At 51.2% G+C, this 13,700-nt stretch carries 12 protein-coding genes; 6 read left to right on the plus strand and 6 right to left on the minus strand.

What is annotated here, in order from left to right; genetic code table 11:
* From lepB (AAE250_RS01010) to dapB, 3 genes are read right to left on the minus strand one after another with little or no spacing between them, the layout of a single operon-like run.
* A complete protein-coding gene (gene lepB, locus AAE250_RS01010) occupies window positions 1-936 on the minus strand; it encodes a signal peptidase I (RefSeq protein WP_294595436.1) in 936 nt (311 codons plus the stop codon).
* A gap of 2 nt (window positions 937-938) precedes the next feature.
* A complete protein-coding gene (gene lepB / locus AAE250_RS01015; RefSeq protein ID WP_294595434.1) occupies window positions 939-2,432 on the minus strand; it encodes a signal peptidase I in 1,494 nt (497 codons plus the stop codon).
* A gap of 39 nt (window positions 2,433-2,471) precedes the next feature.
* Window positions 2,472-3,233: a 4-hydroxy-tetrahydrodipicolinate reductase gene (dapB, locus tag AAE250_RS01020; RefSeq protein ID WP_294595431.1), complete on the minus strand. Its 762-nt coding sequence runs from the start codon at window positions 3,231-3,233 to the stop codon at window positions 2,472-2,474.
* A 96-nt stretch (window positions 3,234-3,329) separates the two neighbouring features.
* Between dapB and AAE250_RS01025 the strand changes: the two genes are divergently transcribed.
* Window positions 3,330-4,604, plus strand: a complete 1,275-nt coding sequence (locus AAE250_RS01025) for a DUF2851 family protein (protein ID WP_294595429.1) — start codon at window positions 3,330-3,332, stop codon at window positions 4,602-4,604.
* 360 nt (window positions 4,605-4,964) lie between these two features.
* Here the strand turns inward: AAE250_RS01025 and AAE250_RS01030 are convergent, their stop codons facing one another.
* Window positions 4,965-5,855, minus strand: coding sequence for an Rpn family recombination-promoting nuclease/putative transposase (locus tag AAE250_RS01030; RefSeq protein WP_294595427.1), 891 nt, complete (start codon window positions 5,853-5,855; stop codon window positions 4,965-4,967).
* Window positions 5,856-5,997: 142 nt separating this feature from the next.
* On the opposite strand from AAE250_RS01030, the gene AAE250_RS01035 reads away from it, so the two are divergent.
* The 3 genes from AAE250_RS01035 (at window position 5,998) to AAE250_RS01045 (ending at window position 10,413) form a co-directional block, all read left to right on the plus strand.
* Window positions 5,998-6,510 (plus strand): DUF4348 domain-containing protein, encoded by a 513-nt coding sequence (locus AAE250_RS01035; protein ID WP_294595425.1) that lies wholly within the window; start codon window positions 5,998-6,000, stop codon window positions 6,508-6,510.
* 120 nt (window positions 6,511-6,630) lie between these two features.
* The gene (locus AAE250_RS01040; RefSeq protein ID WP_294595423.1) at window positions 6,631-7,317 is read left to right on the plus strand and encodes a DUF6250 domain-containing protein; all 687 of its coding nucleotides are present in this window, start codon (window positions 6,631-6,633) and stop codon (window positions 7,315-7,317) included.
* A 6-nt stretch (window positions 7,318-7,323) separates the two neighbouring features.
* On the plus strand, window positions 7,324-10,413 hold the full coding sequence (locus AAE250_RS01045) for a chondroitinase family polysaccharide lyase (RefSeq protein WP_294595421.1): 3,090 nt from the start codon (window positions 7,324-7,326) through the stop codon (window positions 10,411-10,413).
* 327 nt (window positions 10,414-10,740) lie between these two features.
* Here AAE250_RS01045 and AAE250_RS01050 read toward each other — a convergent pair whose 3' ends face one another.
* Both AAE250_RS01050 and AAE250_RS01055 read right to left on the minus strand, forming a co-directional pair.
* Entirely contained in the window at window positions 10,741-11,688 is a 948-nt protein-coding gene (locus AAE250_RS01050) for a tRNA-dihydrouridine synthase family protein (protein ID WP_294595419.1), read from the minus strand.
* A 20-nt stretch (window positions 11,689-11,708) separates the two neighbouring features.
* Window positions 11,709-12,842: a glycoside hydrolase family protein gene (locus AAE250_RS01055; RefSeq protein ID WP_294595417.1), complete on the minus strand. Its 1,134-nt coding sequence runs from the start codon at window positions 12,840-12,842 to the stop codon at window positions 11,709-11,711.
* A 201-nt stretch (window positions 12,843-13,043) separates the two neighbouring features.
* On the opposite strand from AAE250_RS01055, the gene AAE250_RS01060 reads away from it, so the two are divergent.
* Entirely contained in the window at window positions 13,044-13,385 is a 342-nt protein-coding gene (locus AAE250_RS01060; RefSeq protein WP_294595415.1) for a type II toxin-antitoxin system RelE/ParE family toxin, read from the plus strand.
* A complete protein-coding gene (locus AAE250_RS01065; protein WP_294595413.1) occupies window positions 13,357-13,659 on the plus strand; it encodes a helix-turn-helix domain-containing protein in 303 nt (100 codons plus the stop codon). Before AAE250_RS01060 ends, AAE250_RS01065 begins: the two co-directional genes overlap by 29 nt.
* The last annotated feature ends 41 nt before the right edge of the window (window positions 13,660-13,700 follow it).

Raw genomic sequence — 13,700 nt, forward strand, 5'->3', positions numbered from 1 at the left:
TTATTCTACCGTCTTCCACATCCTGTCCCATCGATACCCGCTGAAAAGACCTGTTCCTTTCTCCTTCGAGAACCATATTACCGACGCTTTGCCAATGATATGGTCTTTGGGTACAAACCCAAAAAGCCGGGAGTCCGAAAGATTGATCGAGTTATTGGCACCTACCCAATAATAGTCTTTTGTGAAGTAGCAATGCTGCACGGGCTTGCCTTCCACATAAAGCGTATCATTCTTTATCTCGGCTTGCTTCTTCTCATGCAGTACCAAGGTATTGCGTAGCAACGTCCTGTTCCAGGGATAAACGCGTACTGCCCTCCCTTTCCGGGGAATAATCAGCGGTTTCAATACCTCTATGGAATCCTCTTTCGTGACAGGCTCTATCCAGCAGTGCCCGTTCATGGCTTGTTCCAGCAGATAATGCTCGTAACGGCTGAAACCGCGTACGTTCTTCACGGAATCCTGCCCTAACAATCTGTTGGGATTGATGGAGAGAATGGATAGTAATGAATCCAATTGATGCTCCTTTTCTTTGGGGTAGGAATAGAGAAACTTCTGGTCGGGTGCATTCTTCTCTGAAGGGACAACCGAGAAAAGCGAATCTATCAGTAAAGTATCTCCAGGAGTGCCGATGCAACGGCTGATGAAAACTTCCCGCCGGTCGATGGTCGGTTCCGAGAGGTTGGCGGGGTTATTGAATACCAGGATGTCTTCTTTCTGCACCGGACTGTCCGCCCAGCGGTGATATCCCCACAACGCCATGAACGGCACGCGCAGTCCGTAGCTCCATTTGTTCACCAGGATTCGCTCGCCACGATACAGGGAGTTCTCCATGCCGGAAGACGGAATAAGGTAGGAAGTCGCAACGCAACCCCGAAGCAATACTACGACGAGTATTACCCCGGCTATCGCACTTGCTGCCTTCCATCCTTTCTTCATTATCATTTAATATTATCTACCCACTTGAATATCCGGTTCCAGCGAATCTTGCCGTCGAACCAGCCGCGGTCTTTGTCCAGTGACAACCATACAACGATAGGCTTGCCCACTACATGGTCTTCGGGCACAAAGCCCCAATAGCGGGAGTCGGCAGACTTGTCGCGGTTGTCGCCCATCATCCAGTAGTAGTCCATATTAAAGGTATAGCTGTCGGTCTTTTGTCCGTTGATGTAGATACCGTCTTCTTTCACTTCCAGTTTATTGCCTTCGTAGGCCACGATGCAACGTTCGTAGATGGGCAGATTATCCGGAGTCAGCTGGATGGTAGCACCTTTGGACGGAATCCAGATAGGGCCGTAATTGTTGCGGTCCCACTTGGTATAAAGATTCAGCGGGTACATAGGTCCGGAGAACTCACCCGGCTCTACAACGATGCGGCTGATCAGTTTCTTGTTTCCGGAGAGTGTTTCGTACATCTTCTTGGTGAGCGGCAGGTGATAGACCGGAGTCAGTCTGCCTTGGGCGTCGCGGTTGTCCAGTCCCATTTGCACTAAATTCTCTTCCCAGCCCATGCCGTCCGTCATCAGTGTTTGGTCTTCATTGCTGATGCCCAATTCGCGGAACATATCTTCGGAGATGTACGGGCCTGTGGTTTGCACGAAGTAGTTGAACTGCATCTCTTCCGGGTTTTTCAGGGCTTTTCCGTCGATGTAGACTTGCCCTTCCTTGATTTGCAGCGTATCGCCGGGCAGGCCGATGCAACGTTTTACATAATTCTCGCGACGGTCTACGGGGCGCACCACGATGTCACCGTACATTTTGGGGTTGGAGCGTATCAAGTTGCGTCCGGCATTGTAATACAAATCGTAGACGGTGCGTTGCTGGCTGCGGGTCAGGCTGTCCATATTTACCTTGTTGGGGTACATGCGCTTTCCTTCTTCGTAGGCCAGGCTGTAGAAGTCCGTCTGCTGGAAGTTGGTGGCTACCGTATCGCCGGCGGGGAAGTTGAATACCACGATGTCATTCCGTTCCACCTTGCCGAAGCCCGGTACGCGCTTGTACTTCCATTGAGGCCATTCGATGTACGATTTGGTGTTGAACACTGGCAGTGTATGCTGCGCCAACGGCATGGAGAGCGGCGTGTTCGGCACGCGCGGGCCGTAGCTCATCTTGCTGACGTAGAGGAAATCGCCTACCAGCAGCGACTTTTCCAACGAAGAAGAAGGTATCTGATAGTTCTGGAACACATAGATGTTCACGAAATAGACGGCCACCAATGCAAAGACGATGGCATCTACCCAACTCATCACGCTGCGCACGGCAGGATTCTCCGATTTCTTCCAGAAGCCCCAGGGGATTTTCTTGCTGATATAGATATCGAAAATGAAGGGTACTACAATCAGTCCCCACCAGCTTTTCACCCAGACGAGGAAGATAAGGTATAGCAGAGTGATGATACCGAACTTAATCCATTGGGCACGTGTTGCTTTTCTCATAATGCTATGTTTATTAATAGTAACTCAATGAGGATAGTGTTATTTTAGAAATGGGAATAAGTCCTCTACTCCCAGGAAACCTTCGTGACAGGCTGTATATTCTGCCGCCAGCACAGCCCCCAGTGCAAAGCCTTTCCGGTTCTTGGCATCGTGAATGATGGAGATACTGTCGGCTTCGGAGTCATAACGGATGCAGTGGATGCCCGGCACTTCGCCTTCGCGGATGGAACTGATGGGCAGTTCGTCCGTTGCGCATTCGTTGGAGCCGGAGATGCTGCCGTCTGGTGCCTGGAGGGTTCCTTTCACCCATTTGTCTTTGCGGTCGATGTTTTCCAGGATTCCTTCGGCAAGGGTGATGGCTGTGCCGCTTGGAGCATCCAGCTTATGGATGTGGTGCGTTTCGCTCATCGTCACGTCGTAAGTCGGGAACTGGTTCATAATCTTTGCCAGATATTTGTTGACGGCCGAGAAGATGCTTACTCCCAGGCTGAAGTTCGATGCCCAGAACAAGGTCTTTCCGCCTTCGGTGCAGAGTTTCTTTACTTCGTCTCCATGTTCGGCCATCCATCCCGTGCTGCCCGATACGAGTTTCACACCGGCTTTGAAAGCTTTCATGTAATTGTTGTATGCCACCATGGGGTTGGTGAACTCTATGGCAACGTCGGCACTTTTGAAGGCGGCCGATTCAAAGTCTTCCTGGTTATTGACATCGATGATGCTGACAATCTCATGTCCGCGGTTGAGGGCAATTCTTTCTATCTCTTTGCCCATTTTGCCGTAACCGATTAATGCAATTTTCATTGTTTCTATCTATTATATTCAGTTTATCAACAAACTATAGGTCGCAAAGATAAGATTTTTCTTACATTTGCGCTCTACATTAACGTCTTGTTAACAATGGAACAACTACTGCATTACGTTTGGAAACACAAAATATTTCCCTTGCAAGTACTTCGAACCACCTCCGGGCAACCGGTCGAAGTGATAGATCCCGGTCTGCCGAATACCAACGCAGGCCCCGACTTCTTTAACGCCAAGCTGAAAATTGACGGCACACTCTGGGTGGGCAATGTCGAAGTGCACACGCAAGCTTCGGACTGGCTGCGCCACGGACACGACCGCGACCGGGCCTACGATACGGTTATCCTGCATGTTGTCGGGGAATCGAATTGCGATGTATACCGCACCAATGGAGAACTCGTTCCCCAGGTGCTGCTTCCTTGTCCCGAGTCTGTCCGCCAGCGTTACGATGAGTTGCGGCAGACGGAGATTTATCCGCCTTGCTATTCCATTCTTGCTTCCCTTCCCAAGCTGACGGTTCACTCCTGGCTGTCCGCCTTGCAGGTAGAGCGTTTCGAGCAGAAAGCACGTGCCATATCCCAAAGGCTGGAACGCTTTAACCGCCATTGGGAAGATGTCTTTTTCATCACCCTTGCGCGCAACTTCGGCTTCGGACTGAATGGCGACGCCTTCGAGGCATGGGCCGGGCGCTTGCCGTTTCGGGCGGTAGATAAACATAGGGATAACCTCTTGCAGGTAGAGGCATTCTTCCTGGGACAAGCCGGCTTGTTGGAAGAGGAGCTGCCGGATGCGGATGACTATTACCTGAAACTGCGGAAAGAGTTCGCTTACCTGCAACACAAGTTCGAACTGCCTGCTCCTATGACTGCCGATCAGTGGCGGTTCCTGCGTTTGCGTCCCGGCAACTTCCCGCATGTGCGCCTGGCGCAGCTTGCCTATCTGTATCACAAGGAACAGTCTCTCTTCTCCCGGATCATGGAGGCGGAGACGCTGGAAGCAGTGAAGAAGATACTCACCATCAAAGCATCGGCCTATTGGGAGGAGCACTTCAATTTCAAGAAGGCTTCGCCCCGGCAAGAGAAGCGGGTAGGAGAGGGGGCTTTGAACCTGATTGCTATCAATACGGTTATCCCGTTTCTGTATGCCTATGGGTTGCATAAAGCCGATGAAGTGCTTTGCGACCGTGCCACCCGCTTCCTGGAGTCGCTCAAGGCGGAGAACAACCACGTCACCCGCCTGTGGGATGGTGCAGGCTTGCCGGTATTTACAGCTGCCGACTCGCAAGCGCTGCTTCAGCTACAGAAAGAGTATTGCGATAAGAAAGATTGCCTGCGCTGCCGCTTCGGTTATGAATATTTGAAGTGTAAGTAACATTCATATCGATATAGAAATGAAGTAAATGATAAACATGAGTATCTCAAACTCTCCCGCCTGAAAGGGGGAGTACCCCGTAGGGGGGAGGGGGTCTTACATAAGCAGAGAGTAATTTTGCAATAGATAAGTCCCTTCGGATGTAAAACCCCTCCGCCCTACGGGCACCTCCCCTTTCAGGCGGAGGAGTTTGAGATACTCTTGCTCATAACCCTGTCAGGAGCGAATGAAATGTCAGCCAGTAGTAGCTCAAAACACCAAGTTTTGCGACTGAACCGTAAATGCCACAAGTGGGTAGTGACAGAAAGCCCCTGCGAAGCCGTAGCCTCGCAGGGGCTTTCTGCATGTTTTCTATTGTTTTTATAGCGTGGCAATCTTTTCGGCACTCAAGCCGGTGATATCGGCAATCGTTGCGTTGTCGAATCCTTTGTTCTTCATCTTCCGGGCAGCAGAGAGGCGCTCTTCTTCTTTTCCTTCTGCTCTTCCTTCTGCTATACCTTCCAGTCTCCCTTCCAATTTAGCAGAATCGATCACATCATTCTGAATCATCACCGCACTAAGATGTTCATCATACGCCCGGCGCTCTTGTGGCGTCATCGAGTAGTACTTCAGCTTCTCGCGTGCTTCTTCCAAGCCGGGAGCTGTAGTATCGGGGCGTATTATTCCGCTTTTCAGATACCTCATCCATTCTTCCAGCGGTGTAACCGCCACCTGGTTGAACTCATTGACACGGATCAGAACATATTCCGGGAAAATCTCAGCAGGCATACGCGTCACTATCGCATTCTTTTCCTTGACATTGATTTGCAATTTATCGCCGGTATGTACACCTATAAAATTATTCTGTCCGTAGTACAGGTAATCACTGCCGATGCCGATGTCGAAGTACAGTATGCTGATGGAATATATCTTCTTCACATGATAGTAAGTTTCGCCCAGCGAAATATGCTCGGTGATTGCTTTGGCCACGCCGTAAAGAATACGTTCCAGGTAATAGAGTTCGCGCGTGTTCTGTATTTCGATGATGATGATTTCATCCTTGCTGTTGCGCGCTTTGATGTCCACCCGGTTGAATTTATCATCGGCGGTCTGCTGGTTACCCTCACTTTCGAGTATCTCCAGGATGGTGACTTTTTCTTTCAGGAATACGGTCAGGAACCCTTCGAGCACACCAAAGTTAGCTTTCTGACGTAGCAGGCGCTTGATGGCCCAGTCAAATCGTATGTATTTATCTTCCAAATAAGTTTCCATGATTGCTTTCTTTTTTTAGAACTAAACAAAGGTATTGCTTTTACTTTAAAAAACAAGCAGTCAGGGTACATTTTACTTGATTTTAAATGAGATATATACAGAGATATTGTATCTTTGCCTGCAGAAAAATAACTAGCGCATTATGAAGACAATTCATTCCGTTTTTTGTCTGTTTGCGGCACTTATGCTGACCACTTTCAGCAGCGCGGCCGCCGGGGAGGAAGATTTCAAGGAATTCCTCCGGAAGTTCACATCCAGTGCTTCATTCCAGTATTCTCGCATCAAGTTTCCGTTGAAATCTCCCATTGCCCTGTTGCAGGATGATGGCGAGACGGAGCAGACTTTCCCCTTCACCCGCGACAAATGGGCGTTGCTGGACGGCGAGACGCTGAAGGAAGGACGTACCACGGAAGAAGAAGGAGGAGTCTACATCTCCCGTTTCACCATCGACGAGCCGGCACATAAAGAATTCGAAGCAGGCTATGATGAGTCCGAACCCTCCCTGCGTGTTGTCTTCGAGTTGACGGACGGCAAGTGGTATGTCACCGATTGCTACAACGACTGGTATAACTTCGACCTGCCCATCAGTGAACTGGAAGAAACGGTTCATACGGTGCAGGAAGAGAATAAGGCTTTTGAGGAATTGCATCCCTGAAGACATTGACAGCTGTTACATTTTTAGACTTCTTCTGTACGATTTATGCCCCTCTTTTTCCTGAAAGAGGGGTTTCTTTGCATCGTCCTTAATTTGTTCTAATCATTAATACCTTGAAATATGCGACAGCAACTTCTATTGACAACGCTTCTCTCTTTAATACTTCCCTTCATCGGGTCGGATGCCAGACTCTCCGACTGGGTATCGGAAGACTCCTCCGCGAAAGTACAGATCACTTGCATCGGCGATACCATGGATATCGTCTCCCCCGACGGTCTGTCCCTTTGGTACAAACACCGCCTGACGGGTGATTACGAAATCACCTACCGCGTAAAAGTTGTCATGGAGAGCGGTACGTACGACCGCCTCAGCGACCTCAACTGCTTCTGGGCCGCCAACGACCCCCAACATCCCGACGACTTCTTCTCCCGCAGCCATTGGCGCAACGGCGACTTCAAGAACTACAATACCCTGAACCTCTTCTACGCAGGCTACGGCGGCAACGAGAACCAAACCACCCGCTTCCGCGAATATCACGGAGAATACTACGGCATAGACGACGCCAAGGTAAAACCCATCTTAAAGGAATATACCGACGCCCCCCACCTCCTGAAACCCAACCACTGGTACGAAATCCGCATCCGTGTGGCCGACGGCGTCACCACCTACCGGATGGACGGCGAAGAACTCTTCCGCCTCCCAATAGAGCCCGGCCGGGGCGACGGTTACTTCGCCCTGCGTCTGTGGCAGAACCACGTACGCTTTGCCGGTTTTCAAGTGAATCAAATAAATACTAACCTTAAATAAACAGACATGATGCAATTCAGCAGTAAATGGAAAGTCGGGGCAGCAGCGCTCCTTTGGATGTTATCGTCCGTGGACGGACAAGCGCAAATAGTGAAGCACGAGCGCCTGCTCTCCTTCGAAGACCCGCAAGTCCCCACGTTTATCACCGCAACCGATGCACAGCTCGGCATCAGCGACGAACATTACAGAGACGGTGAACACAGCCTGAGCTGGACTTTCGAGCCGGGTGCCGTCCTCTCCATCAAGAAAGACCTCAAGTTCGAGAAGAAAGACCCTACGGGCGTGGACACTTACCTTTCCGCCTTCATCGTATGGGTGTACAACGAGCAGGCACAGGACAAAACAATCGAGTTCGAGTTCCTGAAAGACGGGAAGCGATGCACCTCCTTCCCCTTCGGCATCAATTTCACCGGTTGGCGCGGAGCCTGGGTGTGCTACGAACGCGACATGCAAGGCACCCCGGAAGAAGGGATGAACGAAATCCGCATCGTTGCCCCCGACGTAGAAGGCAAGCTCTTCTTCGACCACATGCTCACTGCCAGCAAGGTCGACGCCCGTCAGCAGACCGCCGACGTGCAGGTGCCCTTCGTAAACAAAGGTACTACCAATCACTGGCTTGTAATCTACGAGCACTCCTTGTGGAAACCGGAGATTCCCCTGTCCCCCATCAACGAATCTCAGAAGCAAGATATAAAGACCATGGAGAAGCGCTTCCGCGACATGCTCTACACCCCTTCCCGGCTTACGGACAAGGAGATGGAAACCATCCGCACGAAGTACGACTTCTACAAGATAACGTATAAGAACGGCAAAGTGACCGGCCTTCCCGTTTACTTCGTCCGCCAGTCCGAGGCATACGAACGTCTGATTCCCAATTGGGACAAGGATATGTTCCCAAGGATGGGCATAGAAATCAGCGAATACTTCAATCTGATGAAGCGCATTGCCACTGCCTACAACAATACGCAGGATGCCGCCTTGAGAGACGAGTTGAAGCAGAAGTTCCTTGCCATGTACGACAACATCACCGACCAGGGCGTAGCCTACGGCAGTTGCTGGGGAAACATCCACCACTACGGTTACAGCATGCGCGGCCTCTTCGTATCTTACTTCCTGATGAAGGACGTACTGCGCGATGCCGGCAAACTGGACGAAGCCGAACGCACGCTGAACTGGTACGCCATCACCAACGAGGTATATCCCAAGCCCACCGTCAACGGCATCGACATAGATACCTTCAACACCAAGTTGCAAGGCCGCGTCGCCAGCATCCTCATCATGGAAGATACGCCGGAGAAGCTGCAATACCTGCGTTCCTTCTCCCGCTGGCTGGACTACGGCTGTCGTCCTGCACCGGGATTGGCCGGTTCGTTCAAGTCGGACGGCGCCTGCTTCCACCACTGCAATGCCTACCCTGCCTATGCCGTAGGCGGACTGGACGGTGCCACGAACATGATTTATCTGCTGAGCGGCACCGAATTCAAACTGTCGGAGTTCGCCCATCAGACGGTGAAGAACGTGCTACTCACCATGCGCTTCTACTGCAACCTGAAGCAATGGTCGCTCTCCATGTCCGGCCGTCATCCCAACGGCGGGGGCGAACTGATTCCTATCCAATATGCCACGATGGCCATTGCCGGAACTCCGGACGGCAAGCAGAAGTACGACCCGGATATGGCTGCCGCCTACCTGCGCCTGGTTTCCTATAACGAAACGCCTGCTCAGGATGCTCCCGAATATCTTCCGAAAGCTTCTGCCCGTCATGAAATGGAGATGAAGCGCCTGCTCGAAGCACAAGGCTTCCGTCCCGAACCCGACCCGCAAGGCAACCTGGCACTGGGTTACGGCTGCGTGTCCGTACAGCGCCGTGACAACTGGGCGGCCGTAGTACGCGGACATTCCCGCTACCTCTGGGCTGCCGAACACTACCTGCCTGCCAACTTCTACGGCCGCTACCTGGCACACGGCAGTATGCAGATCTTGACCGGAAAACCCGATGAAATGGTCACTTTTGCCACCAGTGGCTGGCAAGAAGCGGGTTTCGACTGGAACCGCATCCCCGGTGTAACCAGCATCCACCTGCCCTTCGACCAGCTGCGTGCCCGCGTGCTCAATGTAGATGTTTTCTCCGGTATGGAAGAAATGCTCTACTCTGACGAAGCCTTTGCGGGCGGTTTGTCCCAAGGCCGGTTGAACGGTAACTTCGGAATGAAGCTGCACGAACACGATAAGTACAACGGTTCCCACCGCGCCCGCAAGTCTTTCCACTTCTTCGGCGGCACCATCGTTTGCCTCGGCACGGACATCGAGAACCTGAACACGGAATATCCCACGGAAACCACCGTCTTCCAGCTTGCCGCCCTTACTCCCGAGACGCACCAATACTGGGATGCTTATCAGAGCGACGGTCAGACTTACATCGACCCGAACGGCGTAGGCTATTACATCTCCAAAGCCTCCATGCGCGATGCGAAATACGAAAAGAACTTCCCGCAAGTCACCGTGGGCGAGCGTAGCACCAAGCCTACTTCCGGCGATTGGGTATCTCTCGTCCTGCAACACGGCAAGGCTCCGAAAGGCGCTTCTTATGAATATGCCGTATTGCCCCGCACCGATGCCGCCTCTTTGAAGGCTTTCGCCAAGAAGCCCACTTACAAGATTCTCCAGCAAGACCGCAATGCCCACATCGTCCGTTCCCTGCCGGAGCACCTGACCTCATACGTCTTGTTCGAAACCCCGCAGGCACTTCCTGCCGACGGTCTGTTGCAGAAAGCCGATACTTCCTGCCTCGTCATGATACGCGAGGACAAGGACAAGCTCCTGCTCACCGTCTCTCAGCCGGACCTTGCCTTGTATCGCGGTCCCAGCGACGAAGCCTTCGACAAAGACGGCAAGCGCATCGAACGCAGCATCTACTCCCGTCCGTGGATAGACAACGAAAGTGGTGAGATCCCCGTAACCGTTACCCTGAAGGGTGAGTGGCAGCTTGCCGAGACACCTTACTGTAAGCTTGTATCGGCAGATAAGAAGCAAACCGTATTGCGCTTCACTTGCCGGGATGCAGCAAGCTTTGATGTAGAGTTGAGGAAGAAATAACCTTAACGGCTGTTGCAGTATACCTTAGCGGTTATTACTCTATATCTTAGCCCTGATCACATTACTATTTAGCATACAGAAGATCCCCATGCTTTTTTCGAAAACATGGGGATCTTTTATACTATAACACCCGGATCTTTTACCCCAAAAGATGGGGATGTTTTGGGGTAAAACACCCGGATGTTTTGGGTGCTAAGTCCTGATGTGATGTACGCTAAGTCCCGGCAGGATGTAACCTGACTTCCAATGCGCATCACGCAAGGTCTTGACTTCTTGTCTTTATGAATCTTATGTGTCCGGCGGCCGGAGTAAGTAGCCGCCTTATTCTCAGTAAGAACCGAGCAGATTGCTGACAGCTGCCTGATAATTCGCCAGCTTGCTCGTCTTGTGGATTGTCTTCTTCGCTTTCCGGTCTCCGTCCGGCAACAGATATTCCCAGAAGCTTTTCATCTTCATCAGCAGTTGCACTTCTCCGCCTTGCAGCAGTTCCTGGTAGTTGTTGAATACCTCGGCGTGCAGTTGCCCCACCTTTTTAGCCATTTCATCGGAAGAAATCGGCTTTCCCTGCCGGTACTCCATGGCCAGGGCAGGATTGGCAAGCAGTCCGCGGCCGATAACGATGCCTGCCAGCCGGGGGAAGCGTGCTGTGATGGATTGTATATCTTCCGGCGTATGCAGATCTCCATTGTAAAGCAGCGGTTTGTTGCATTCCTGGTAGAAGGCCTCGAAGCCGTTCAGGTCTACTTCTCCTTTGTACTGTTGTTTTCCCAGGCGGGGATGGAGGATGATGTGCGATAGGGGGAGCTCGTTGAACAGAGGTAGCAGGGCAAGACACTCTTCGGCATTGTCCCAACCCAATCTCAGTTTGACGGAGAAACGGATGTCGGGATGCTTCTCGACGGCATTGGTCAGGAGGGCTTTTACCTCTTCGGGATAGGGCAGCATGCCTGCACCGTTGTGCCGTCGGGCTAACATGGGGAAGGGACAGCCCAGATTTATGTCCACTTCTTTGTACTCTTTTTCGATGAAAAGGGTCATTATTTGTTCTAACTTGTCCACTTCCGGCGCAATGAGCTGTGGTATCAGGTGCAAGCCTTGATTATGGCTTGGGTCGATGTCGCGGATGTCTTTCCGCCGTATCTCTCCACGCTCTACGCGCACGAAAGGGGAATAATAAGTCTCGATGCCCCCGAAGATGCGGGCATGTGCCTGCCGGTAGATGGCGTCGGTGTATCCTTGCAGCGGGGCGAAGTGTATGATTGTGTTCTCGTTCATGGCTGCAAAGATAGGGATTTTTATTTCTTGTCTTGTATGGGAATCACCATATTCCAGGAGCGGGAAGCATTCTCGAATCCTCCGGGGCCGTCCATGGTGGCAAAGAAGATGTAGGCAGGCTTACCGTCTTCGAAGAAGATGAAGGGGCGTTCCAGTTGTCCTTGCATCTCCACCCGGCCGTCTTCCCACTCTACGGTACGCGAGTAGGCTTTCGGGTCTTTGTCTACCGTCCAACGGATGCCGTCTTTGGAGTGTGCCATGACGCCGCCGCCCTGTTCGCCGGTAAACTTGGCTACGTGGTCTTTGAAGATGGCATGATAGCCGTCTGCATCTTTCCACAAGAAAGGGTCTTCGGCTTCGCCTTGGCCGTCTACCTCAAAGATAGGTCGGTCGTTGTTCAGCACTTGGTAAGGGCCTTCGATGCAGGGTGCGTAAGCCATTCCGAGGCTCATGGCCGAGTGCATGGGGCCGTCGAGGTAGTGGCGTCCTTTGAATATCATCATTACGGAGCCGTCTTCTTGCACAAAGGGAGAGGGGTTCGATGTGAGGAAGCTGTAGAAGGTGTTGGGTTTGGTCTTCAGGATAGGCTCGTCCTGGCGCTTCCAGGGGCCGTAGGGAGAATCGGCAACAGCCAGTCCGATGCGCTTGTTGGAGCGGGCAACGGTGCACCAGGGGCTGTCCAGGGTGAGTTGCTCGTAAGTAGGGTCGGCAAAGGGGTGGGTGGAGCCCATGTAGATGAGGTAGTACTTGCCGTTCTGTTTCAGTATGCGGGGGTTGTGCGTAGAGCGTCCGTCCCAATATTGCGCGCCGCGGGCGGGCAGTGCTACGTCGCTGAAGCGGTAAGGGCCTTGCGGCACGTCGGCTACGGCATGTACTATCTCGGAAGCTACCATCCATCCCGGATGGAACGGCAGCGTTTTGGGGAAGCGCGAAACAAACATGTGGTACTTTCCGTCTTCGCCTTTCACCACCGAACTGCCCCACGTCCAGTAGCCTTCGGACTCGAAAGCCGGCGTGCGGGGTGCTTTGCCCAAGCGATGAAACAACGGGTTGGCTGATGTCTGTTTCAGTTCCACCAGGTTCTCTATTTTCTGTGCGGATGCCGTCAAGGGTAGGAGGGCGGCAAGGAGGAGGAATAAGTGGTATCTTTTCATTGGAATGATGTTGTGAAGGTTATTAGACGCAGGCAAAGATAACCATTCTATTTATCCTCTGTACACCCTCTTGATTGTTCCGTACGAAAACAGCACCTATTCCGTATGATTATTGGTTCTCTGTTTTTATATTTGGTGTACAAAACTGAAAATAATCTTTTGGAAGTTGCTCAACTGATAAACTCTTTATATCTTTGCTGCATGAGCAGAAAGATAATAGCATACGAAAACTACTATAAAAACTTTTTTGATACCTTAGACAAAGGCACACAGGAGAAAGTTTTATATGGTTTGCTCTTATTGAAAACTCAAGATAGACTACCGGCTAAATATGTGAAGTTCCTCAAAGATGGTTTATATGAGTTAAGAATAGAGTGGCAAAGTAATATTTATCGGATTTTCTTTTGTTATGATGAAGGGAGCATTGTGATATTGTTCAACGGCTTTCAGAAGAAAACGCAGAAGACACCCGATAGAGAGATAGATAAAGCATTGAAACTAAAGAAAGAATATTATGAGCGAAAAAGAACTAAAGATGTTTGATGTCGATGCGCAATTGGATGCTGCATTTGGCAGAGAAGGAACCCAAGAGCGTAGAGCTGCTGAGGATAGGGCTAATGCTTTCTTTACAGGGCAGATCATTGAAGAAGCAAGAAAGAAAGCAAATATGACGCAAGAGGAGCTTGCTGAAAAGATAGGTACGAATAAGTCTTATATTTCTCGAGTGGAAAAGGGCAGAACTGAGCCAAAGGTATCCACTTTCTATCGTATTGTTTCTGCGCTTGGGCTAAATGTTGAGCTAACTCCGGCTATGTGATTTCCCTTTTGTTATTGTATATAAAGAAAGGGAAGAACCTC

The sequence above is a fragment of the Bacteroides sp. GD17 genome, assembly GCF_038448625.1.
Classification (GTDB): Bacteria; Bacteroidota; Bacteroidia; order Bacteroidales; family Bacteroidaceae; genus Bacteroides.

Bases quoted from the DNA above. Each gene is read 5' to 3' on its own strand.
- lepB (WP_294595436.1), bottom strand. From the start codon at position 936: ATGAAGAAAGGATGGAAGGCAGCAAGTGCGATAGCCGGGGTAATACTC.
- lepB (WP_294595434.1), bottom strand. From the start codon at position 2,432: ATGAGAAAAGCAACACGTGCCCAATGGATTAAGTTCGGTATCATCACT.
- dapB (WP_294595431.1), bottom strand. From the start codon at position 3,233: ATGAAAATTGCATTAATCGGTTACGGCAAAATGGGCAAAGAGATAGAA.
- AAE250_RS01025 (WP_294595429.1), top strand. From the start codon at position 3,330: ATGGAACAACTACTGCATTACGTTTGGAAACACAAAATATTTCCCTTG.
- AAE250_RS01030 (WP_294595427.1), bottom strand. From the start codon at position 5,855: ATGGAAACTTATTTGGAAGATAAATACATACGATTTGACTGGGCCATC.
- AAE250_RS01035 (WP_294595425.1), top strand. From the start codon at position 5,998: ATGAAGACAATTCATTCCGTTTTTTGTCTGTTTGCGGCACTTATGCTG.
- AAE250_RS01040 (WP_294595423.1), top strand. From the start codon at position 6,631: ATGCGACAGCAACTTCTATTGACAACGCTTCTCTCTTTAATACTTCCC.
- AAE250_RS01045 (WP_294595421.1), top strand. From the start codon at position 7,324: ATGATGCAATTCAGCAGTAAATGGAAAGTCGGGGCAGCAGCGCTCCTT.
- AAE250_RS01050 (WP_294595419.1), bottom strand. From the start codon at position 11,688: ATGAACGAGAACACAATCATACACTTCGCCCCGCTGCAAGGATACACC.
- AAE250_RS01055 (WP_294595417.1), bottom strand. From the start codon at position 12,842: ATGAAAAGATACCACTTATTCCTCCTCCTTGCCGCCCTCCTACCCTTG.
- AAE250_RS01060 (WP_294595415.1), top strand. From the start codon at position 13,044: ATGAGCAGAAAGATAATAGCATACGAAAACTACTATAAAAACTTTTTT.
- AAE250_RS01065 (WP_294595413.1), top strand. From the start codon at position 13,357: ATGAGCGAAAAAGAACTAAAGATGTTTGATGTCGATGCGCAATTGGAT.